The organism is Streptomyces niveiscabiei (assembly GCF_001419795.1).
In the GTDB taxonomy this organism is placed as follows: Bacteria; Actinomycetota; Actinomycetes; order Streptomycetales; family Streptomycetaceae; genus Streptomyces; species Streptomyces niveiscabiei.
The window spans coordinates 1-20,877 of record NZ_LIRL01000305.1; the positions used below are offsets into that span (position 1 = coordinate 1).

Genomic DNA, 20,877 nt, shown 5'->3' on the forward strand with positions numbered 1-20,877 from the left:
CCCCCGAACAGGTCGCCCGCCCCGTTTCTCGTTCACCCCGTTGACCCCATACCGTCCGGTCAGTATGTTCCCGGGAACGTCCCCCGCACCCCCCGGAGTGTGCACGCATGGACACGTTCCCCACCGCTCACCCCCGTACCACCCCTACCCGCCCGGCGTCCCACCGCAGGGTCGCCACGGCTGCCGCGCTCGCTTCGGCCGTGGAGTGGTACGACTACTTCGTCTTCGGGATCGCCGCCGCTCTGGTGCTCGGAGACCTCTACTTCCCGTCGGGGAGTTCCACCGCCGGGATCCTCGCCGCGTTCGCGACGTTCGCCGTCGGCTTCCTGGCCCGCCCGATCGGCGGGATCGTCGCCGGTCAGCTGGGTGACAAGCGGGGCCGCAAGCCGATGCTGGTCCTGGCGCTGACCCTGATGGGGGTCGCCACGACCGCTATCGGGCTGCTCCCGACGTACGACACGATCGGCGTGGCCGCGCCGATCCTGCTGGTGCTGCTGCGCGTCGTGCAGGGCATCGCCGTCGGCGCCCAGTGGGGCGGCGCGATGCTGCTGGCGACCGAGTACGCGCCGGAGGGCAAGCGCGGCATCTACGGCAGCTTCGTCCAACTCGGCGTCCCCATCGGCGTGGTGAGCGCGAACTCCGTCTTCCTGCTGGCCGGCGCCTTCACGAGCGAGAGCTCGTTCGAGGCGTGGGGCTGGCGCATCCCGTTCGTCATCGGGCTGTTCGTCCTCGGCCTCGCCTGGTACATCCACCGCCACGTCGAGGAGACCCCCGAATTCCGCGCGGCGGAACAGGAGTTGGCGAAGAAGGAGCAGTCCGAGCAGGGCTCCCCGCTGCGCACGGTCCTGCGCCACCACCTCGGCACGGTGTTCCTCGCCGGCGGCTCCTTCGCCGTGAACACCGCGACGTTCTACATCCTGATCACCGGCGTCCTCGACTACACGACCCGTGACCTCGACATGAAGCGGAGCGCCGTCCTGACGGTCTCCCTCTGCGTCAGCCTCACCCAACTCGTCCTGATCCCCGCCTCCGCCGCCCTCTCCGACAAGGTCGGCCGCATCAGGATCTACGCGCTCGGCGCGGCCGGCATCGCCCTGTGGGCCGTACCGATGTTCCTCCTCATCGACACCGGCTCACTGCTGTGGCTGGCCGTCTCGACCTTCGTCGCCGGCTGCTTCCTCAGCATCATGTACGGCCCCCAAGCCGCCCTGTTCGCCGAGCTGTTCACCCCGGAGATGCGCTACACGGGAGCCTCGCTGGGCTACCAGATCGCGGCGGTCGCCGGCGGCGGACTCGCGCCGTTCGTGATGGTGCTGCTCCTGGAGACGACGGGTACGTCGATGTCGGTCTCGGCGTACATCATCGGCCTCGCGCTGATCGCCCTGGTCTCCATCAAGGTCCTTGCGGACCGGGCCCGTTCGCGCTGAGCCGGCCGAACTGCCCTTCCAGGCCGTCGAGCAGAGCCGTCAGCCCCGTCTCGAAGGCCCGCTCGTCCACCTTCTCCTGCTGCTCGGCCAGCAAGTGCGCCTGGCCGAGGTGGGGGTAGTCGGCGGGGTCGTACGCGCCGCGGTCCTGCACGAACCCGCCCGCGAACGACCCCAGCGCCGACCCCATCACGAAGTACCGCATCAGCGCCCCGACGGACGTCGCCTGCGCGGCGGGCCACCCGGCCCGGACCATCGCGCCGTACACCGCGTCGGCGACGCGTAGTCCCGCAGGTCTACGACCGGGGCCCTGGGCGAGTACGGGGACGATGTTGGGGTGGTCCCTCAGGGCAGCCCGGTACGACGTCGCCCAGTCGTGCAGCGCGGTGCGCCAGTCGCGGCCGTCCTCGAACATCGACAGGTCGACCCGCGCGCTCACCGCGTCCGCGACCGCCTCCACGATCTCGTCCTTGGTGCGGAAGTGGTTGTACAACGAGGGCCCGCTGACGCCGAGTTCGGCGGCGAGCCGGCGCGTCGAGAGCGCGGCGAGCCCCTCCGCGTCGATCAGCTCCCCGGCCGCGGCGACGATCCGTTCGGTGCTCAGCAAGGGCTTGTGCGGTCGGGCCATGGCGTTCATAGTAGGGCTGCGCCAGAAAACTAGCAGTGGTAGTTAACCGGTGCCGGAACCGAACAGGAACCGGAACTGGTGCCCAGAACTGCCGGACAGATCGGGGAGCGGCACCGTGAACCTGGAACTCACCGAGGAACAGACCGCCGTCCAGCGCCTGGCCCGGGACTTCGTCGCCCGCGAGATCACCCCGCACGTCCGCGACTGGGACCGCGCCGAGGCCGTCGACCGGGGCATCGTCAAGAAACTCGGCGAGGTCGGCTTCCTCGGCCTCACGATCGACGAGGAGTACGGCGGCTCGGGCGGCGATCACCTCGCGTACTGCCTGGTCACCGAGGAACTGGGGCGCGGCGACTCCTCGGTGCGCGGCATCGTCTCCGTCTCCCTCGGCCTCGTCGCCAAGACGATCGCCGCGTGGGGGAGCGAGGAGCAGAAGCGGGAGTGGCTCCCAGGTCTGACGTCCGGGGCATACCTGGGGTGTTTCGGGCTGACGGAACCCGGCACCGGCTCCGACGCGGGCAACCTCGTCACCCGGGCCGTACGTGAGGGTGACGAGTACGTCGTCAACGGGGCCAAGATGTTCATCACGAACGGGACGTGGGCCGACGTCGTCCTGCTCTTCGCGCGCTCCACCGACGCGCCCGGCCATCGCGGCGTCTCCGCGTTCCTCGTCCCCACCGACACCCCCGGCCTCACCCGCCGCACGATCCACGGCAAGCTCGGGCTGCGCGGCCAGGCCACCGCCGAGCTGGTCTTCGAGGACGTCCGCGTTCCCGCGTCCGCGCTGGTCGGCGAGGAGGGCAAGGGGTTCTCCGTCGCGATGTCGGCGCTGGCCAAGGGGCGGATGTCCGTCGCGGCCGGCTGCGTCGGGATCGCGCAGGCCGCGCTGGACGCGGCCGTCGGGTACGCGGGGGAGCGCGAGCAGTTCGGTACGCCGATCGCGGGCCGCCAGCTCGTGCAGGAGCTGCTCACCGACATCGCGGTCGACGTCGACGCCGCCCGCCTGCTGACCTGGCGCGTCGCCGATCTCGTCGACCGGGGGCTGCCGTTCGCCACCGAGGCGTCCAAGGCGAAGCTCTTCGCCTCCGAGGCCGCCGTACGCGCCGCGAACAACGCGCTCCAGGTGTTCGGGGGATACGGGTACATCGACGAGTACCCGGTGGGCAAGCTGCTGCGGGACGCGCGCGTGATGACGTTGTACGAGGGGACGAGCCAGATCCAGAAACTGGTGATCGGGCGGGCACTGACCGGGGTGTCGGCCTTCTGAGGCCCCTCTCAGGTCCCCCTCAGGTCTCCCTCGGTTGAGTACCTCCTGAGTACGACGGCGGATGTGGCGCGGGCCACGTCCGCCGAGACTCGTCCCCATGAGTGACACACCCAAGCAGCAGAGCACCGCCGCCTTCTACGGCCAGGCGGTGGCCTCCTTCGCCGTCGCCATGGCGGCCACCGCCGTCGGCATCTACCAGCTCAGCGCCGACGCCTGGGTCCGTGCCTTCCTCGCGATCGCCGTCCTCTACCTGGTGACGTCCTGCTTCACCCTCGCCAAGGTGATCCGCGACCGCCAGGAGGCCAGCACCATCGTCGGCCGCGTGGACCAGGCCCGCCTGGAGAAGCTCCTCGCCGAGCACGACCCGTTCGAGAAGCTCTGAGCGCGGGCAGACTCCGCGCGTGGGCACCGCCCCGACCGGCCCGGCTAAGCGCCCGCTCACCTTCGGCGGTATGGTGGGGCGACTGTCTGTGAGAAGGGTCGGTGAGCGATGAGTACGGCGCAGGACACGATCGGCGGCGAGGCCGAGCCGTGGGAAGAGGTCACGCCCGACGCGGCCCGGCGTCTGCTCGTCGCCGCGGTCGAGGCGTTCGCCGAGCGCGGCTACCACGCCACCACCACCCGGGACATCGCGAGCCGCGCCGGCATGAGCCCGGCCGCGCTCTACATCCACTACAAGACCAAGGAGGAGCTCCTCCACCGGATCAGCCGCATCGGCCACGACAAGGCGCTCGGCATCCTGCGCACCGCGGCCCGCCGCGAGGGCAGCGCCGCCGACCGCCTCGCCGACGCGGTCAGCTCCTTCGTCCGCTGGCACGCGGTACGGCGCACGACGGCCCGGGTCGTCCAGTACGAGCTCGACGCGCTCGGCCCCGACGCCCGCGCCGAGATCGTCGCCCTGCGCCGCGAGGTCAACGCCGAGGTGAGCGGCATCCTCGACGACGGGGTCGCCTCGGGGGAGTTCGACGTCATCGACGTACGCGGGACGACGCTCGCGATCCTCTCCCTGTGCGTGGACGTCGCCCGCTGGTTCAACGTGAACGGGACGCGGACGCCGGAGGAGGTCGGCGAGCTGTACGCCGACCTCGTACTGCGGATGGTGGGGGCACCGAAGTAGCCCTCCGGGGGTAGCTCTCTAGAGGTAGTACCGCGACACCGACTCCGCCGCGCACACCGGCTTGTCGCCGCCCTCGCGCTCCACCGTGAACGCGAGGGCGATCTGCACCCCGCCCTGGACGTCCTCGACGGAGCTGATCCGCGCGGTGGCGCGCAGCCGGGAGCCGACCGGGACGGGCGCGGGGAAACGGACTTTGTTCGTCCCGTAGTTGACGCCCATCTTCACGCCGTCGACCTGGATGAGCTGGGGCCCGAACAGCGGCAGCAGCGACAGCGTCAGGTACCCGTGCGCGATGGTCGTGCCGAACGGCCCGGCCGCCGCCTTCTCGGGGTCGACGTGGATCCACTGGTGGTCCCCGGTGGCCTCGGCGAACAGGTCGATCCGCTTCTGGTCGACCTCCACCCAGTCGCTGTACCCCAACTGCTCGCCCACCGCCGCCTTGAGCTCGTCGGCGGACGTGAAGATCCTCGGCTCTGCCATGGTCCCGGCCTCTCGCTGCGAAGTCCCGATATCTAAGCAACTGCTTAGCATGGTCGGTCGGGGAGACCCTGTCAACGGACCGGATCAGGCGCGATCGCCCCACTAGGCTGGACGTGTGCCCCAGATCCACGAGAACGTCCAAGAGCTGACCGTCGGCCAGTTGTCGGCGCGCAGTGGTGTCGCCGTGTCCGCGCTGCACTTCTACGAGGCCAAGGGGCTGATCGCCAGCCGCCGCACCTCCGGGAACCAGCGCCGGTACGGCCGTGACACCCTGCGGCGCGTGGCGTTCGTGCGGGCCGCCCAGCGGGTCGGCATACCGCTCGCGACGATCAGGGAGGCGCTCGCCCAGCTGCCGGAGGAGCGGACGCCGACGCGGGAGGACTGGGCCCGGCTGTCGAAGGCGTGGCGCTCCGAACTGGACGAGCGCATCAAGCAGTTGAACCGCCTGCGCGACCACCTCACGGACTGCATCGGCTGCGGCTGCCTCTCCCTCGACACCTGCGTCCTGTCCAACCCCGACGACGTCTTCGGCAACCGCCTCACCGGCTCCCGGCTGGTGGTGGAACACCGGGAGGGGTAGGGGGGTACTACCTCCCCGGACGTACCCCCGAAGCCCCGCCCGGCGTCCCTCACTCGTACTCCGTCCCACCCTTCCGCGTCAGATACGCCGGACTCACCGCCTTCGCGATGGCCCGCCCCCCGACCACAGGGCTGTACCTCTCGACGGCGGGCCGGATCACGACCCCCTCGCGGAGATGCAGTGCCCTCCCGGACACCGTCTCCCGGCCGGTCGCCAGCGCCAGCACCCGGCCCGGGTCGTACGGGCCCTCGAACAGCCGCGGTACGAGGGGCAGTTCGCCCTCCAGCACCGCCCCCGCGTCCAGCCACCGCACGACCCCGTCGACCTCAGCGGCCACGTCGAACACCGCGTACCCGAGGGACTCGCGCCGCCCGTCCGCCCCGTACGACAGATCCTGCACGCCCTCCCCGTACACCTCCCCGAAGATCCCCACCCGCCGGGCGCCCAGCCGCGCGGCGAGCCGGGCGGCGGCCTCGGGGACACCGTGACCGCGTACGGCTCTCCAGTACAGGTTGCGCGGGTCCTCCTTGAGAGCCAGGGACCTGGCGCCGAACCCCTTGGAGGAGACGTACACGCGCTCCTCGTCGGCGACGTACGTCAGCAGGCAGGCCGAGCCGTGCAGCTTCTCCGTGAGGACCACGGCCTCTCCGGGCGTGAAGACGTCCGGGTAGCGCTGGATGTTCTCGATGTCCACCCAGGGGACAAGGTCGGGCGCCGGCTCCACGTCCCCGCTCATCGTCGGCGGGATCGGCGGCACCCACTTGGTGATGCCCAGCGCCGCGGAGAAGTCGGCCCCCTCGGCGGCGGCCCGCGCCAGGTCGACCCCCGCCAGCGCGCGGGGCCGGCACACGATCCCCTGCGACAGCTCCCCGCGCAGCCGTACCGCCTTGACCCGGTCCGCCTTCCCGCCCGCGAGCCGCCCGGTCAGCCCCAGCTCCTCGATCAACCCGACCGGAAGCACGGCCTGTTCGGGGATGTACACGGCGAAGTCCCCGGTCCGGTACGCCCCCTTGGCGACGACCGCGCGATACAGGCCCACCTGGGCCAGCTCAAGGGCGTCGGCGTTCGGATGCTCGTGGACGGTCAGGACTTCGGCGGTGACGCGCAGCGTCGACATGGGGTGCTCCTACGGATGCGGTTTCATCGGCCCCAACTGTCCTTGCGGGAATGGGGTGGAGCGACCGGATTTCGGCCTGCTACGTTCAACGGCCTTCGCCCGAACCCCACTTCACCCCCACACCCACCGGATCCCGAACCGGCACTCCCCGGCCCCCAGCGCCACCGCGTGCACCACCCCCGCCGCGTCCACCCGCAGCCGCTGCTCCCGCCGGAACCGCGCGCCCCTGCCGTCCCCCTCAAGTCCCGTGGTCCTATAGGAGTAGCAGGCGTACGGCAGGGCCCGCGGATCGAACCGCACCTCCAACAGGTGCTCCCGCATGGGGACATGGATGGCCGTCTCGATGTGCCGGGTCACCGGCCGGGGCTCCCGGTGCTCGACGGTGTAGTCCACGATGACCGTCTCCCCTCGCGCGAGCGGCCGTTCGAAGAGCATCTCGGCGACGATCAGCCCCTCCTCGGGGAGTTCGACGACGGTCCCGAGCCGCAGGGGTTCGGCGAGCCGGACGAGGGGGAGCGGCCCGGGGGAGTCGAGCCGGTAGAGGGCGATCCACCGGTCCGCCCCGTCGGCTTCCGCGCGCAGCAGCCGCCGGCTGGACAGCGACCGCAGCCGCCGCTGCCCGTCGACCTCGGCCCGGTTGTGGCAGCTGAGCCGCGTCAGCGAGGAGTCCCACCGGACGTCGACGGCGTCCCGGGCGTCCCCGAGCGGCCAGGCCCGGTCGAGCGAGGGGAGCCCGTCGCCTGGCGGCAGCCACCGGCCACGCGGCCGGGGCGGGGCCAGCCGCGCGCTGAGGCTGGCGGGCGGCAGCGACAGGACGTCCTCCAGGACCGCCAACGCCGAGAGGGAGCGCCGCCGTTCGGGCTGGTGGCGGCCCGACTGCCAGGAGCTGAGGGTCGCCGCGGAGACCGGGACCCCGCGCAGCCGCAGCCGCTCGTGGATCCGGTCCAGGCTCAGGCCGCTGGCGGCGATGGCGGCCCGCAGCTCCTCGTGGAACGGTCTCTCCCCGTGCATCCCCCAGTCTCCGCCCGGGCGCACCGCGGAGCGGAAGACCGCCGTCCGGATGTTTGATCAAAGTTTCCGCTTGTTTGATCGAAACCGCCCGAATCTAAAACCTTCTCCTGGTCGCCGTTTCGGTCGTATTGCCCGTCAATTCCCGCAGGACTGAACGCACTCGGACTTCTTGCCATGCCCATGAGGGCTCGCGGAAGCTGCTGACCACCGCCGCATGTCCCCCCACCTCCCCCGGAAACATGGAGAGTTCATGTCCAGCATCAGGTCCGCGAGCCTCGCCGTCCTCGCCGCAGGCACCCTCACCGCCGCCCTCGCCACCCCGGCGCTCGCGGCGACGCAGACCACCGCCGCGCAGGCGACGGGTCGGCTCACCCAGTCCATCGAGCGCCACGAGAACCACGCCCTGCACGGCGCGCTGAAGCACTCCGGCAAGGTCAACGCCTCGGAGACGTCCACGAACTGGTCCGGGTACGCGGCCACCGGCTCCTCCGGCGCCTTCACCTCCGTCACCACCTCCTGGACCCAGCCGACGGTCACCTGCGGTTCGGCCACCACGTACTCCTCGTTCTGGGTCGGCCTCGACGGCGACGGCAACGACGCGCTGGAGCAGACCGGTACCGAGGCCGACTGCATCAACGGCCGGGCCGTGTACGGCGCCTGGTGGGAGGTCCTGCCGGCGGCCTCGACGGCGTGGGACGACGTCACCGTCAAGGGCGGCGACAAGCTGACCGCGACCGTGACCTACAACGGCAGCGACTTCACGATGACCCTGAAGGACTCCACCCAGGGGTGGACGAAGTCCCAGACCGACGCGGGCTCCTCCGACTTCCAGAACGCCTCCGCCGAGGTCATCGCCGAGGCGCCCGAGGTCGACGGCTCTCTCGCCAAGCTGGCGAACTTCGGCAGCGTCGGCTTCACGGGCGCGAAGGCCAACGGCTCCGCGCTGGACAACGCATCGCCCGACGAGATCACGATGACCAACAGCAGCGGTACGGTCCGCGCGCAGCCGGGCTCGCTGTCCAGCGGGGCGTTCTCGGTGGCGTGGAAGTCGGCGTGACCCACCGGTAGTACACCGGTAGTACCCGGGTAGTACCGGCGTCGCGCCGAACCGGCACCGTACTGAACCGGCACCGTACTGAACCGGCACCGTACTGAACCGGCACCGTACTGAACCGGCGTCGCGCCGAATCAGGGGGGTGCGGCATCCCCGTCGCACCCCCGCCTCCCTCTCGGGTATCACTCGGGCACTACGCCGACACCAGCAACCGTCCCCGGCGCGCGAACGCCAGCGCCTCCGGCGTGAGGACCGGACGCGGGACCAATATGCCGCAGTCCGTGCAGACCGGTCCCGCCGACGGCTCGTGGTCGAGGTCGTACTTCCACAGGAGCCGTTCACCACCGCACACCGGGCAACTCTCGCCCGGTTCCCGCTCCAGCGCGGCGATCAGCCGGCGCAGTACCTCGGCCAGCGGCTCACGGGGGTGGAGCCGCGGGTCGTCGCACCACGCCACGCCGAACCCGCCCCAGGTCAGCCGGTGCCAGTCGTCGAAACTGCCGGGCCTGCGCAGTCCGTCGTGCTTCTCTTTCCTGCGCCGTTCGGCGAAACCCGCCTCGTACGCCAGCCACACCGTCCGCGCCTCCTCCAGCTCCTCCAGTGCGGCCACGAGCCGCGCCGGGTCGGGAGAGCGGTCCTCGGGGCCGAACCCGGCCCGCGAGGAGAGGTGGTCCCAGGTCGCCCTGTGCCCGTAAGGGGCGAACCGCTCAAGGCACTTGCGCAGCGAGTAGCGCCGCAGCGCCAGATCGCTGCGCGGATCGCGCGCCTGTCTCGCCAGACTCCGGAAACCTGCCATCGCCTTGCACCTCCGTCACACCTGCACCTGTACTTCGGTCACTTCGGCGCCGCCGCGCCGAACTCGCGCGACGTCGTCGAATAGACGTATCGACTCTCGATTCGGCTCCATCCGATTTCAGGACAGTTCCCGTCGAGGTGAGAAGCCGGGAAAAACTTGACGCATGTTCATCTTCAATCCCGGGGATACCGGCGGTAACCTTCCGGCCACCCCCGTCGCTAGGAGCTGCACATGCCACGGCGAACTCCCCTCGACAGACTGAGAACTCCCGGCAGATTCCCCGGGTTCCTGAAGAGCGCGACCGTATGCGCGCTCCTCGCCGGTCTGTTGTCCCCACTCACCCAGGTCGCCACCGCCGAGGCGGCCGAACCGAACGACTACTGCGGCGGACAGTGCTCCGACATCCTGCCGCCCGGCCAGAACGGCAACGCGACCCTCGCGCAGATCATCCTCAACCAGGCCTTCGGTACCCAGCCCGAGCACGCCGAGGACCAGCTCGGCCCGTACAACAACCTGGCCAAGGGCTACCCCGCCCTCACCAACGCCACCATCAACACCTTCTTCAACGACGCGTCGTTCGGCGTGCCCGCGGGCCAGGTCGCCTCGACCCTCCAGCCGGCCGGCCGCACCGACGTCAAGATCGTCCGCGACAAGAAGACCGGCGTCCCGCACATCACCGGCACCACCCGGTACGGCACCGAGTTCGGCGCCGGGTACGCGGCGGCCCAGGACCGGCTGTGGCTGATGGACGTCTTCCGCCACGTCGGCCGCGGCCAGCTCACCGGATTCGCCGGCGGCGACCCCTCCAACCAGGGCCTTGAGCAGCAGTTCTGGCGCAACGCCCCCTACACCGAGGCCGATCTCCAGGCGCAGATCGACAACGCCGTCGCCACCAGCGGGGCGCGCGGGCAGCAGGCCCTCGCCGACGTGAACGCCTACCTCGACGGCATCAACGCCTACATCGACGCCTCCGACAGCGGGCGCTACTTCCCCGGCGAGTACGTCCTCACCGGGCACAAGGACTCGATCACCAACGCCGGCACGATCGACCACTTCAAGATCACCGACATGGTGGCGCTCGCGTCCGTCATCGGCGCCCTCTTCGGCTCCGGGGGCGGCGGCGAGGTCAACAACGCGATCTCCCTGCTCGCCGCGCAGGAGCAGTACGGCGTCACCGAGGGCACCAAGGTCTGGGAGTCCTTCCGCCAGCGCAACGACGCCGAGGCCGTCCTCACCGTCCACAACGGCGAGAGCTTCCCGTACGCCACGAAGCCCGCGAACCCCCAGGGCGCGGCGCTCCCCGACGCGGGTACGGTCGCCGCCGAACCGCTGATCTACGACGCGACCGGCACCGGAGGCCCCGCCGCCTCCGCCGCTGCCGCCGCGACGACCTCCGCCAAGCGCGGCATGTCCAACGCCCTCGTCGTCAGCGGCGCGCACACCGCCAGCGGCCACCCCGTCGCCGTCTTCGGCCCCCAGACCGGCTACTTCGCCCCACAGCTCCTCCTTCTCCAGGAGATCCAGGGTCCCGGAATCAGCGCCCGTGGCGCGTCGTTCGCAGGTCTCTCCATGTACGTAGAACTCGGGAGGGGCCAGGACTACGCCTGGAGTGCCACGACGTCCGGCCAGGACATCATCGACACGTACGCCGTCGAACTCTGCCAGGACGACTACCACTACCTGTACCACGGCAGTTGTACGGCCATGGACAAGGTCGAGCAGAAGAACGCGTGGAAGCCGACGACCGCCGACGGCACCGCCGCCGGCTCGTACACGATGCGCGTGTGGCGTACGAAGTACGGTCCCGTCACCCACCGCGCGACCGTCGGCGGCAAGAAGGTCGCCTACACGACCCTGCGCTCCTCCTACCTGCACGAGGCCGACTCGATCATCGGCTTCCAGATGCTCAACGACCCCGGCTTCGTGAAGGGCCCGGACACCTTCAAGGAGGCTGTCCAGCACATCAATTACACCTTCAACTGGTTCTACGCCGACTCCCAGCACACCGCGTACTACAACTCCGGCGACAACCCGGTCCGCGGGAGCGGCGTCGACGCCGAGTTCCCGGTCTGGGCGCAGGCGGCGTACGACTGGAAGAACTGGAACCCCACCACCAACACCGCCGACTACACGCCCTCTTCGCAGCACCCGCAGTCCGTCGACCAGGACTACTACATCTCCTGGAACAACAAGCAGGCCAAGGACTACACCAGCGCCCCCTGGGGCGAGGGCTCGGTGCACCGCGGCAACCTGCTGGAGACCCGCGTGAAGAAGCTCGTCGCGGCGGGCGGCGTCACCCGTGCCTCCCTCACCAAGGCGATGGCGGACGCGGCCCTCGCCGACCTGCGCGCCGAGGACGTCCTCCCCGACCTCCTCAAGGTCGTCAACAGCTCCGCGGTGACCGACCCGACGGCCGCCGCCGCGGTCACCAAGCTCCAGACCTGGCTCGCCAACGGCGGTAAGCGCACGGAGACTTCGGCCGGCTCCAAGACGTACGCCGACGCCGACGCGGTCCGCATCCTCGACGCGTGGTGGCCGCTCCTCGTGCAGGCCGAGTTCCAACCCGGCCTCGGCAGCGGCCTGTTCAACGCCATCACCACCAACCTCCCCGTGGACGAGGCGCCTTCGGCGGCCCACGGCCCGACCGGCTCGCACGCGGGCAGCTCCTTCCAGTACGGGTGGTGGAGCTACGTCGACAAGGACATCAGGTCGGTCCTCGGTGAGAGCGTCCAGGACCCGCTGGCCCGGAAGTACTGCGGGGGCGGCGTCCTGACCGCCTGCCGCGACACCCTCATCAGCACCCTGAAGACCGCGGCGGGCAAGACCGCCGCCCAGGTCTACCCCGGCGACGCCCTGTGCGCGGCCGGCAACCAGTGGTGCGCCGACTCGATCTTCCAGCGCCCCCTCGGAGGCATCAAGCACTACAACATCAGCTGGCAGAACCGGCCCACCTACCAGCAGGTGGTGGAGTTCACGTCACACCGGTGAGCGCCGACCGGTGAGTGCCGTACGCCGGTAAGTGCCGTACGGCGGGGCCGGGTTCACCTTCGGGTACCCGGCCCCGCCCGCCCCTCAGCCGATCCGCCCCGCCGCCAGGACCACCCTGGCCAGCTCTGGGTGCACGATGTCGCTGTGCGCGCCCGACGGGGGACCGCCCCTGCGGACGACGGCCGCCGCGTCCACGTTGACGCACCCGGACGCCGGGAACGGCCCCCGCAGCGCGTCCGCGAGAGTCAACGCCCTTGTCCCCGGCACCGCTTGGACCCCGTTGTGCCCGATGGCGCCCCACTTCTCGCCCAGCAGTTCCCCGACCGCCCCGCGCGCGTCCCCCGCCATCCGCGAGGCCAGCGGGTACATCGTCCCGAGCGCCTGGTCGTACGAGGAGTAGCAGCACGCCAACGGCCCGTCGATCCGGGCCTGTTTGCCTTGCAACGCCCCGCACGCGCCCTGGTCGTGCGGCAGCTTCGCCGCGAACGCGTAGTGGGAGAACGCCCCTTGGAGCAGCGTCACGGACTTCACCGAACGCACGCCGGGGGCGAGGCCGCCCAGCGCGAACGACACCAGCCGGCCGCCGAAGCTGTGCCCGACCAGGTGGACCCGGACGCCGGGTACGGCCGCCGCCAACGTGCCGAGGAACGGCCCGAGTCCGCGCTCGCCGACCGTCCCGGCCCGGCGCTTCATCGCGTAGTACGTCGCCTGCCGCAGCAGCTCCTTGGCGCCGTCCCAGGGGTTCGGCAGCGAGAACTCCCGTGCCCCGTCCTCCTCTTGGAGCGCCTCGGCGAACTCCGCGCACATCTCCGCCGCCGACTCCGAGAGCATCGCGGGCACCCCCTCGTCCGGCGTGTCCGTCACGCACCTCGCCGGCACGGCGTCCACGAGCCGCCCCACCAGCTCCCCGAACTCCGCCAACCCGGCGTCGTCGGGCGGGCGTTGGTCGAGCAGCAGGGCGATGCGCTCGACGGTGGCCGCCTTGCCGGGGAAGGTCTCCAGGAGGGCGCTCCTGGTGTCGCCGTCCAGGCACCCTTCCTGACCGGCCGTCAAGTGTGGGAAATCGGGGATGGGTTCGTCGCAGAACCGCATCGACGGCCACATGACACCCACGTACCCGAGCTTCGCGTCCGGCGCGAGCTGCGGGAAGGGCGCGAAGAAGGCCCGGTAGAGCGCGGTCGCACGGGACCGGTCGTTGTTCCAGCCGTGCGAGAAGAACACGAGGTCCCGGACCTTCCGGGCCCCGGCCTCGGCCGTCAGCCGATCACGCTCGCCGGGGTCGACATCCCCGTCCGCGTCGAAGGTGAGCTGCCAGTAGGGAGAAACAGTCATTGCGGGTCCGGCCATCACGGCCTCCGTCCCCCGGAGTGATGTGGGCGCAGTGTCCTGCCAACGGTGGAACTTGGCCATACGTCACGCACTACGCCCGGTACTCCAGCGGAGCTACCCCCGCACCGCCCACCGGGCCGCACCGCTCCCGACCCCCCTTCCCCCTCACATACCGACTGGTTAGTCTGTACGCGTTCCGAGCCGCACGTGTCGTGTCGAAGGAGACCCGATGGTGGAAGCCGTTCGAGGTGCCGGAGTTGTCGTGACCGGAGGCGGAGGAGGCATCGGCGCGGCACTGGCCCGCCGTTTCGCCGCCGAGGGCGCACGCGTCGTCGTCAACGACCTGGACGGCGCGAGGGCGAAGGCCGTGGCGGACGAGATCGGCGCGGTCGCGGTCGCGGGGGACGCCTCGGTCGTCGTGGACGAGGCCCGCGAGGCACTCGGCGGCCGGGTGGACGTGTACTGCGCGAACGCCGGCGTCGGCTCGGGCGGCTCGGAGTCGGCGGGGGAGGCCGTCTGGGCCCTGGCCTGGGACGTCAACGTCATGGCACACGTCCGCGCGGCCCAGGCCCTGCTTCCTCAGTGGCTGGAGCGCGGCGAGGGCCGCTTCGTGTCGACGGTGTCGGCGGCGGGCCTGCTCACGATGATCGGCGCGGCCCCCTACAGCGTCACCAAACACGGCGCGTACGCCTTCGCCGAGTGGCTCTCCCTGACGTATCGCCACCGGGGCCTCAAGGTCCACGCGATCTGCCCCCAGGGCGTACGCACCGACATGCTGGAGGAGTCGGGCAGCGCCGGAGACCTGGTGCTCAAGCCGACCGCGATCGATCCCCCGGACGTAGCGGAGGCCCTCATGCGGGGCATCGAGGACGACCGCTTCCTGATCCTCCCGCACCCGGAGGTAGCCGGGTACTACCAGGGCCGCGCGACCGACCCCGACGGCTGGCTCGCGACCATGAACCGCCTCCAGCGCAAGTGGGAGGCGGCCCGGTGACGACGTACGCCGACAAGCCCTGGACCGCCCTCCTGGACGACGTCCAGCGCGCCCCGGTCACCCCGCTGGACTCGATGGTCGACGCCCTGCGCGAGGCGGTACGCACGACCCCCGACCGCACCTTCCTCACCTACTTCGACGGACGCCTCACGTACGCCGAGACCGACGCCCTCACCGACTCCGTGGCGGGGTACCTGGCCGACCGGGGCATCACCCAGGGCGACCGCATCGCCGTCATCCTCCAGAACTCCCCCCACTTCGTCCTCGCGCTCCTCGGCGCCTGGAAGGCGGGCGCGATCGTCGTACCCGTCAACCCCATGTACAAGTCGGGCGAGGTCGCCCACGTCCTGCGGGACGCCGAGGCCGCCGCGCTGATCTGCACGGAGCGCGCCTGGGACTCGTACCTGAGAGCTACGGCGGCCGACTCGCCGGTCCGGTTCGCGCTGACCGCGAGCGAACTGGACTTCCAGACGCGGTACGACACCCGCGTACTGGGCTTCGAGCCGCACCCCACCGACGCCGACGACCTCGTCGAGGTGGCCCGGCGCGGCGGCAAGGCGCCCGCGGGGCGGGTCCTCACCCCGGCCGGCATCGGGCTGATCAGCTACACCTCGGGTACGAGCGGTACCCCCAAGGGCGCCACCAACACGCACGGCAACCTCATGGCCAACGCCGACCGCCAGCGCGCCTGGCTGCACCTGCCGGACGCGCCCGTGTACTACGCCCTCGCGCCCCTGTTCCACATCACCGGCATGGTCTGCGAACTCGGCGCCTGCCTCAACAGCGCGGGCACCCTCGTCCTGACGTACCGCTTCGAACCCGGCGTCGTCCTGGACGCGTTCACGGAGCACCGGCCGCACTACACCGTCGGCCCCTCCACGGCGTTCATGGCCCTCGCCGCGCACCCCGGGGCGAGCCGGGAGCACTTCTCCTCCTTCGTCCACATCAGCTCGGGCGGCGCGCCGGTGCCCCCGGCGCTGGTCGAGCGGTTCCGGGCCGGCTTCGGGCCGTACATCCGCAACGGCTACGGCCTCACCGAGTGCACGGCGCCCGCCGCCTCCGTACCGCCCCAGCACGAGGCGCCCGTCGACCCCGTCTCCGGCACCCTCGCCGTCGGGCTGCCGGGCCCCGACACCGTCGTCCGCATCCTCGGCGACGACGGAGCGGAGGTGCCCTTCGGGGAGCACGGGGAGATCGTCGTGCGTGGTCCTCAGGTAGTACCCGGGTACTGGCGCCGGCCCGAGGCGACCGCCGAGACGTTCCCCGGCGGGGAACTGCGCACGGGGGACATCGGGTTCATGGACGAGCAGGGGTGGCTGTACGTCGTCGACCGCAAGAAGGACATGATCAACGCGTCCGGGTTCAAGGTGTGGCCGCGCGAGGTCGAGGACGTCCTGTACACGCACCCCGCCGTCCGCGAGGCCGCCGTCGTGGGGGTACCCGACGGGTACCGGGGCGAGACCGTGCGCGCCTACATCAGCCTGCGTCCCGGCGCCGACGCGACCCCGGACGACCTCGCCGCGTACTGCAAGGAGAGACTGGCCGCCTACAAGTACCCGAGGCAGGTGGAGATCCTGCCCGAGCTGCCCAAGACGGCAAGTGGGAAGATCCTGCGTCGGGAACTGCGTTCCCGTACGGCAGAGAACGATTAGTCCCCAGAAAGGCAGGTGGCGGCAGTGCCCAGAACGACGGACAACGACGGCACCCCCGTCCCGCAACGGCTCCTCGCCGCCGCCACCCGGCTCTTCGCCGAGCAGGGCTACGACCGCACCTCGGTCCAGGAGATCGTCGAGGCGGCCGGCGTCACCAAGGGAGCGCTGTACCACTACTTCGGCTCCAAGGACGACCTCCTCCACGAGGTGTACGCGCGCGTGCTGCGCCTCCAGCAGGAGCGCCTCGACGCGTTCGCGAACGCCGACGAGCCGATCGAGCAGCGCCTGCGCGGAGCGGCGGCCGACGTGGTGGTCACGACGATCGAGAACCTCGACGACGCCGCGATCTTCTTCCGCTCCATGCACCACCTGAGCCCCGAGAAGTACAAGCAGGTCCGCTCGGAACGCCGCCACTACCACGAGCGGTTCCGGGCCCTGGTGGAAGAGGGCCAGGAGGCGGGCGTCTTCTCGAAGGCCACCCCGGCCGACCTGGTCGTCGACTACCACTTCGGCTCGGTCCACCACCTGCCGACGTGGTACCGCACGGACGGGACGCTGAGCCCGCAGGAGGTCGCGGAACACCTCGCGGACCTGCTGCTGAGGGCGCTGCGACCCTGACGGCACTGTGCCTCTGGGGGGGCGCTGCGACCTCGACGGAGCGCATGAGTAAGGGGCGGTCACCCAGGTGACCGCCCCTTACCCGTGCATCCCTACACGTACTTCTTCAGCTCCCGCCGGGCCAGCGACCGCTGGTGCACCTCGTCCGGCCCGTCCGCGATCATCAGCGTGCGCGCGCCCGCGTACAGCTCGGCCAGCAGGAAGTCCTGGCTCAGGCCCCCCGCGCCGTGCAGCTGGATCGCCCGGTCGATGATGTCGACGACCGCGCGCGGGGTCGCGATCTTGATGGACTGGATCTCCGTGTGGGCGCCCCGGTTGCCGACGGTGTCCATCATCCAGGCCGTCTTGAGCACGAGCAGCCGGAGCTGCTCGACCGTCACGCGCGCGTCGGCGATCCAGTTGTGCACGACCCCCTGCTGGGCCAGCGCCTTCCCGAACGCCTCGCGCGAGACGGCGCGCCGGCACATCAGCTCGATGGCCCGCTCGGCCATCCCGATGAGCCGCATGCAGTGGTGGATGCGCCCGGGGCCGAGCCGCGCCTGCGCGATGGCGAACCCGCCGCCCTCCTCGCCGATGAGGTTGGTGACCGGCACGCGCGCGTGGTCGAAGACCACCTCCGCGTGGCCGCCGTGGTAGTGGTCCTCGTACCCGAAGACCTTCATGGCCCGCTTCACGGTCACCCCGGGCGTGTCGCGCGGGACGAGGATCATCGACTGCTGACGCCGTATGTCGGCCCCGTCGGGGTCGGTCTTCCCCATGACGATGAAGATCTTGCAGTCGGGGTTCATGGCCCCGGAGATGTACCACTTGCGGCCCGTGACGAGGTACTCGTCGCCGTCGCGCTCGATGAACGTCGTGATGTTCGTGGCGTCGGAGGAGGCCACCTCGGGCTCGGTCATGGCGAACGCGGACCGGATCTCCCCGGCGAGCAGCGGCTCCAGCCACTGCTTCTTCTGCGCGTCGTCCCCGAACTGCGCGAGGACCTCCATGTTCCCGGTGTCGGGGGCCGAGCAGTTCAGGACGGTCGGCGCGAGCTGCGGCGAACGCCCGGTGATCTCGGCGAGCGGCGCGTACTGGAGATTCGTGAGGCCGGCACCGTACTCGGCATCGGGCAGGAAGAGGTTCCACAGGCCCTGTCGGCGCGCTTCGGCCTTGAGGTCGTCCACGACCGCCGGGGTGTCCCACGGGGACGCCAGAGCGGCACGCTGGGCCTCCGCGACCTCCTCGGCGGGATAGACGTACTCGTCCATGAAGGCGAGCAGCCGCCCGCGCAGCTCCTCCGTGCGCGCGTCGAACGCGAAGTCCATGCCGGTCAGCCTTCCTGGAGAGTGGTCAGTCCGTGCGAGATGAAGACGGGGACGAGCTCCCCGATGCGGTCGAAGCCGCGCCCGACCGTCTGGCCGAGGGTGTAGCGGTAGTGGATGCCTTCGAGGATGACGGCGAGCTTGAACCAGGCGAACGCGGTGTACCAGGACACGTCGGAGACGTCGCGCCCGGACCCGCGCGCGTAGCGCTCGATCAGCTCGGCGGGGGAGGGGTGCCCGGGAGCCGCGGCGGTCGTCGACACGGGCGAGTCCGGCATCTCCAGCGGCACGCTGTACATCACGAGAAGACCGAGATCGGTCAACGGATCGCCGAGAGTGGACATCTCCCAGTCGAGAACCGCTCGGATCCGGTCGTCGTCCCCGACGAGGACGTTGTCGAGCCGGTAGTCGCCGTGCACGATCGCGGGCGCGGGCGAGGCGGGCAGGCTGCGGCCGAGCGCGGAGTGCAGCTCGTCGATCCCCGCGAGGTCCCGGTTGCGGGACGCGTCCAGCTGCTTGCCCCAGCGCCGCAGCTGTCGGTCCAGGAACCCCTCCGGCCGCCCGAAGTCCCCGAGCCCGACCGCGCCGGGGTCCACGCCGTGCAGCTCGACGAGCGTGTCCACGAGCGACAGCATCACCCCGCGCGTCCGCCCGGCGCCCAGCGGCACGAGCTCCTCGGCGGTCCGGTACGGCGTCCCCTCGACGAACTCCATGACGTAGAACGGCGCCCCCAGCACCTCCTCGTCCTCGCACAGCAGCACCGGCCCCGGCACGGGTACGTCCGTCTCGCGGTGCAGCGCGTCGATCACCCGGTGCTCGCGCCGCATGTCGTGCGCGGTCGCCAGCACGTGCCCCAGCGGGGGCCGCCGTACGACCCACCGCCGCGCGCCGTCCGAGACGGTGTACGTCAGGTTCGAGCGCCCGCCCTCGATCAGCTGCCCGGACAGCGGTCCCGTGACCAGGCCGGGCAGCTCTCTGTCGAGCAGAACGCGCAGCCGGTCGAGGTCGAGCCCGGGTGGATGATCGGTGCTCATACGGCACTCCTGGGTGCGTGCGACGGTGGACGTGGATCACATGATGCCGACCGGTCGGTATGTCGTCCAGTGCCAGATGCCCACGTGATCGGGGCCACCCTAGGGGTACGGCTCCCCGCGCGGGTGCGCGGGGAGCCGTACAGGAGCGTTTTTCGGACGTACGCGCGTACGCGTCAGTGATCGTCGTAGTGGTCGTCGTGCTCCGCGTGCCGGTGCCCGTCGTGCACGTAGTCCACATGATCGCCGTGCTGCACGCGCGCGTGGCCGCAGTTCTCGTCGTGCCGGTGGTCGTGGCCGTCGTGCGCGACGTGCCCGCCGGGCTCGCACTCGTCCCAGTGGCCGTCGTGCGAGCGGTGCAGGTGGCCGTCGTGCGCGTAGTCGACGTGGTCGCCGTGCCGGACCTCCGTGTGGCCGCAGTCCGGGCCGTGCGCGTGGGGGTGCGTGGGGTGTTCCTGGTGCAGAACGCTCATGGTGCTCACCTTCGGGAGGTGTGGGGGAATTACCTCCCCTCAGGCTGCCACGCGAACGGCCCATATGGCGTATATCGGGGCATACGGCTTGCGTGGCGCGCACCCAGCCCGGAGGGTCGGAGCCATGAAGGCCATCAGCTACAGCCGGTACGGCGGACCCGAGGTGTTCGAGTACGGCGACGTCCGCGAGCCCAAGGTCGGCCCCGACTCCGTGCTGGTCAAGGTACGGGCCGCCGCCGTCAACCCCGTCGACTGGAAGGCCCGCGAGGGGTACCTCGACGGGATCATCGACACGGTGTTCCCGGTCGTCCCCGGCTGGGACGTGTCCGGCGTCGTCGTCCAGCCGGGCGTCTCCGTCACCGAGTTCGCCGTCGGCGACGAGGTCATCGGGTACGTCCGCGAGGACTTCCTCTCCCGGGGGACCTTCGCCGAGTACGTCGCCGCCCCCGTCCGCACCCTCGCCCGCAAGCCCCGCAACCTCTCCTTCGAGGAGGCCGCAGGGCTCCCGCTGGCGGGCCTCACGGCCTACCAGGGCCTCGTCCACGCCCTCGGCGTCAAACGGGGCGAGACCGTCCTCGTGCACGCCGCNNCACGCCGCAGCGGGCGGCGTGGGCTCCCTCGCCGTCCAGATCGCCCACCACCTCGGCTGCCGCGTCATCGGCACGGCCAGCGAACGCAACCACGACTTCGTCCGCTCCCTCGGCGGCGAGCCCGTGACGTACGGCGATGGCCTCGTCGACCGCATCCGCGGCCTCGCTCCCGAGGGCGTCGACGCGGCCCTCGACACGGTCGGCGGCGACGCCCTCAAGGCCTCCGTCAACGTCCTCAGCGGTGACGGCCGCCTCGCCTCCATCGCCGACGGCGACGTCCTCGGCTACGGGGGTCGCTACTTCTGGGTCCGCCCCGACACGGCCGACCTCACCCGCCTGTCGGAACTCGCCGAACAGGGCGTCGTCTCGGTCCACGTCTCGCGGACGTTTCCGCTGGAGCAGGCGGCGGAGGCGTACCGGCTGA

Annotated in this window: 20 protein-coding genes and 1 pseudogene; 12 read left to right on the forward strand and 9 right to left on the reverse strand. The window is 70.9% G+C overall.

Annotated elements, in window-relative coordinates; all coding sequences use genetic code 11:
* Positions 1 to 107: 107 nt before the first annotated feature.
* Positions 108 to 1,427 carry an MFS transporter gene (locus AOK24_RS15940; protein WP_055720739.1) on the forward strand — a complete coding sequence of 440 codons (1,320 nt, stop codon included), beginning with the start codon at positions 108 to 110 and terminating at the stop codon, positions 1,425 to 1,427.
* Here AOK24_RS15940 and AOK24_RS15945 read toward each other — a convergent pair.
* Positions 1,393 to 2,052, reverse strand: a complete 660-nt coding sequence (locus AOK24_RS15945; RefSeq protein WP_055720740.1) for a TetR/AcrR family transcriptional regulator — start codon at positions 2,050 to 2,052, stop codon at positions 1,393 to 1,395. The genes AOK24_RS15940 and AOK24_RS15945 overlap by 35 nt on opposite strands.
* Before the next feature lie 115 nt (positions 2,053 to 2,167).
* Between AOK24_RS15945 and AOK24_RS15950 the strand changes: the two genes are divergently transcribed.
* From AOK24_RS15950 to AOK24_RS15960, 3 genes are all read left to right on the forward strand, one after another.
* On the forward strand, positions 2,168 to 3,319 hold the full coding sequence (locus AOK24_RS15950) for an acyl-CoA dehydrogenase family protein (protein WP_055720741.1): 1,152 nt from the start codon (positions 2,168 to 2,170) through the stop codon (positions 3,317 to 3,319).
* Between the two features lie 97 nt (positions 3,320 to 3,416).
* Entirely contained in the window at positions 3,417 to 3,701 is a 285-nt protein-coding gene (locus AOK24_RS15955; protein ID WP_055720742.1) for a YiaA/YiaB family inner membrane protein, read from the forward strand.
* Positions 3,702 to 3,809: 108 nt separating this feature from the next.
* A complete protein-coding gene (locus tag AOK24_RS15960) occupies positions 3,810 to 4,436 on the forward strand; it encodes a TetR/AcrR family transcriptional regulator (RefSeq protein WP_055720743.1) in 627 nt (208 codons plus the stop codon).
* A gap of 18 nt (positions 4,437 to 4,454) precedes the next feature.
* Here the strand turns inward: AOK24_RS15960 and AOK24_RS15965 are convergent, their stop codons facing one another.
* Positions 4,455 to 4,916 (reverse strand): MaoC family dehydratase, encoded by a 462-nt coding sequence (locus AOK24_RS15965; RefSeq protein WP_055720744.1) that lies wholly within the window; start codon positions 4,914 to 4,916, stop codon positions 4,455 to 4,457.
* Positions 4,917 to 5,031: 115 nt separating this feature from the next.
* On the opposite strand from AOK24_RS15965, the gene soxR reads away from it, so the two are divergent.
* Entirely contained in the window at positions 5,032 to 5,496 is a 465-nt protein-coding gene (gene soxR / locus AOK24_RS15970; RefSeq protein ID WP_055720745.1) for a redox-sensitive transcriptional activator SoxR, read from the forward strand.
* A gap of 49 nt (positions 5,497 to 5,545) precedes the next feature.
* On the opposite strand, the gene AOK24_RS15975 is transcribed toward soxR, so the two are convergent.
* Together AOK24_RS15975 and AOK24_RS15980 are read right to left on the reverse strand one after the other, a co-directional pair.
* Positions 5,546 to 6,613: an RNA ligase (ATP) gene (locus AOK24_RS15975; protein ID WP_055720746.1), complete on the reverse strand. Its 1,068-nt coding sequence runs from the start codon at positions 6,611 to 6,613 to the stop codon at positions 5,546 to 5,548.
* Between the two features lie 111 nt (positions 6,614 to 6,724).
* Positions 6,725 to 7,624: a helix-turn-helix domain-containing protein gene (locus tag AOK24_RS15980; protein WP_055720747.1), complete on the reverse strand. Its 900-nt coding sequence runs from the start codon at positions 7,622 to 7,624 to the stop codon at positions 6,725 to 6,727.
* Between the two features lie 250 nt (positions 7,625 to 7,874).
* Between AOK24_RS15980 and AOK24_RS15985 the strand changes: the two genes are divergently transcribed.
* Entirely contained in the window at positions 7,875 to 8,681 is an 807-nt protein-coding gene (locus AOK24_RS15985; RefSeq protein WP_055720748.1) for a G1 family glutamic endopeptidase, read from the forward strand.
* Between the two features lie 190 nt (positions 8,682 to 8,871).
* Here the strand turns inward: AOK24_RS15985 and AOK24_RS15990 are convergent, their stop codons facing one another.
* A complete protein-coding gene (locus AOK24_RS15990) occupies positions 8,872 to 9,474 on the reverse strand; it encodes a hypothetical protein (RefSeq protein WP_055720749.1) in 603 nt (200 codons plus the stop codon).
* Positions 9,475 to 9,705: 231 nt separating this feature from the next.
* Here AOK24_RS15990 and AOK24_RS15995 point away from each other — a divergent pair, with 231 nt between their 5' ends.
* On the forward strand, positions 9,706 to 12,462 hold the full coding sequence (locus AOK24_RS15995) for a penicillin acylase family protein (RefSeq protein WP_079056836.1): 2,757 nt from the start codon (positions 9,706 to 9,708) through the stop codon (positions 12,460 to 12,462).
* 84 nt (positions 12,463 to 12,546) lie between these two features.
* Here the strand turns inward: AOK24_RS15995 and AOK24_RS16000 are convergent, their stop codons facing one another.
* Positions 12,547 to 13,809: a hypothetical protein gene (locus AOK24_RS16000; protein WP_055720751.1), complete on the reverse strand. Its 1,263-nt coding sequence runs from the start codon at positions 13,807 to 13,809 to the stop codon at positions 12,547 to 12,549.
* Positions 13,810 to 14,020: 211 nt separating this feature from the next.
* On the opposite strand from AOK24_RS16000, the gene AOK24_RS16005 reads away from it, so the two are divergent.
* Genes AOK24_RS16005 through AOK24_RS16015 form a run of 3 tightly spaced genes read left to right on the forward strand, consistent with a single transcriptional unit; the run spans position 14,021 to position 17,055 of the window.
* Positions 14,021 to 14,785, forward strand: a complete 765-nt coding sequence (locus AOK24_RS16005; protein ID WP_055720752.1) for an SDR family oxidoreductase — start codon at positions 14,021 to 14,023, stop codon at positions 14,783 to 14,785.
* The gene (locus AOK24_RS16010) at positions 14,782 to 16,437 is read left to right on the forward strand and encodes a class I adenylate-forming enzyme family protein (protein ID WP_055720757.1); all 1,656 of its coding nucleotides are present in this window, start codon (positions 14,782 to 14,784) and stop codon (positions 16,435 to 16,437) included. The genes AOK24_RS16005 and AOK24_RS16010 overlap by 4 nt, the downstream gene beginning before the upstream one ends.
* Positions 16,438 to 16,461: 24 nt before the next feature.
* Positions 16,462 to 17,055, forward strand: coding sequence for a TetR/AcrR family transcriptional regulator (locus AOK24_RS16015; protein ID WP_055720753.1), 594 nt, complete (start codon positions 16,462 to 16,464; stop codon positions 17,053 to 17,055).
* A 92-nt stretch (positions 17,056 to 17,147) separates the two neighbouring features.
* Here AOK24_RS16015 and AOK24_RS16020 read toward each other — a convergent pair whose 3' ends face one another.
* The 3 genes from AOK24_RS16020 to AOK24_RS16030 form a co-directional block, all read right to left on the reverse strand.
* The gene (locus AOK24_RS16020; protein WP_055720754.1) at positions 17,148 to 18,362 is read right to left on the reverse strand and encodes an acyl-CoA dehydrogenase family protein; all 1,215 of its coding nucleotides are present in this window, start codon (positions 18,360 to 18,362) and stop codon (positions 17,148 to 17,150) included.
* Positions 18,363 to 18,367: 5 nt separating this feature from the next.
* Complete coding sequence (locus AOK24_RS16025; protein ID WP_055720755.1) at positions 18,368 to 19,393, reverse strand: phosphotransferase family protein; 1,026 nt, start codon at positions 19,391 to 19,393, stop codon at positions 18,368 to 18,370.
* A gap of 173 nt (positions 19,394 to 19,566) precedes the next feature.
* Positions 19,567 to 19,863, reverse strand: a complete 297-nt coding sequence (locus AOK24_RS16030) for a hypothetical protein (protein WP_055720756.1) — start codon at positions 19,861 to 19,863, stop codon at positions 19,567 to 19,569.
* A gap of 124 nt (positions 19,864 to 19,987) precedes the next feature.
* Here AOK24_RS16030 and AOK24_RS50700 point away from each other — a divergent pair.
* Together AOK24_RS50700 and AOK24_RS50705 are read left to right on the forward strand one after the other, a co-directional pair.
* Positions 19,988 to 20,451, forward strand: a 464-nt coding sequence (locus tag AOK24_RS50700; protein WP_240553952.1) for an NADP-dependent oxidoreductase, incomplete at its 3' end; no start/stop codon positions are given.
* 2 nt (positions 20,452 to 20,453) lie between these two features.
* Positions 20,454 to 20,877: pseudogene (locus AOK24_RS50705) on the forward strand (zinc-binding dehydrogenase); the annotation flags it as partial.

Bases quoted from the DNA above. Each gene is read 5' to 3' on its own strand.
- AOK24_RS16005 (WP_055720752.1), top strand. From the start codon at position 14,021: ATGGTGGAAGCCGTTCGAGGTGCCGGAGTTGTCGTGACCGGAGGCGGA.
- AOK24_RS15990 (WP_055720749.1), bottom strand. From the start codon at position 9,474: ATGGCAGGTTTCCGGAGTCTGGCGAGACAGGCGCGCGATCCGCGCAGC.
- AOK24_RS16000 (WP_055720751.1), bottom strand. From the start codon at position 13,809: ATGGCCGGACCCGCAATGACTGTTTCTCCCTACTGGCAGCTCACCTTC.
- AOK24_RS15960 (WP_055720743.1), top strand. From the start codon at position 3,810: ATGAGTACGGCGCAGGACACGATCGGCGGCGAGGCCGAGCCGTGGGAA.
- AOK24_RS15975 (WP_055720746.1), bottom strand. From the start codon at position 6,613: ATGTCGACGCTGCGCGTCACCGCCGAAGTCCTGACCGTCCACGAGCAT.
- AOK24_RS16030 (WP_055720756.1), bottom strand. From the start codon at position 19,863: ATGAGCGTTCTGCACCAGGAACACCCCACGCACCCCCACGCGCACGGC.
- AOK24_RS15980 (WP_055720747.1), bottom strand. From the start codon at position 7,624: ATGCACGGGGAGAGACCGTTCCACGAGGAGCTGCGGGCCGCCATCGCC.
- AOK24_RS15985 (WP_055720748.1), top strand. From the start codon at position 7,875: ATGTCCAGCATCAGGTCCGCGAGCCTCGCCGTCCTCGCCGCAGGCACC.
- AOK24_RS16020 (WP_055720754.1), bottom strand. From the start codon at position 18,362: ATGGACTTCGCGTTCGACGCGCGCACGGAGGAGCTGCGCGGGCGGCTG.
- AOK24_RS15940 (WP_055720739.1), top strand. From the start codon at position 108: ATGGACACGTTCCCCACCGCTCACCCCCGTACCACCCCTACCCGCCCG.
- AOK24_RS15945 (WP_055720740.1), bottom strand. From the start codon at position 2,052: ATGGCCCGACCGCACAAGCCCTTGCTGAGCACCGAACGGATCGTCGCC.
- AOK24_RS16025 (WP_055720755.1), bottom strand. From the start codon at position 19,393: ATGAGCACCGATCATCCACCCGGGCTCGACCTCGACCGGCTGCGCGTT.
- AOK24_RS15995 (WP_079056836.1), top strand. From the start codon at position 9,706: ATGCCACGGCGAACTCCCCTCGACAGACTGAGAACTCCCGGCAGATTC.
- AOK24_RS15965 (WP_055720744.1), bottom strand. From the start codon at position 4,916: ATGGCAGAGCCGAGGATCTTCACGTCCGCCGACGAGCTCAAGGCGGCG.
- AOK24_RS15955 (WP_055720742.1), top strand. From the start codon at position 3,417: ATGAGTGACACACCCAAGCAGCAGAGCACCGCCGCCTTCTACGGCCAG.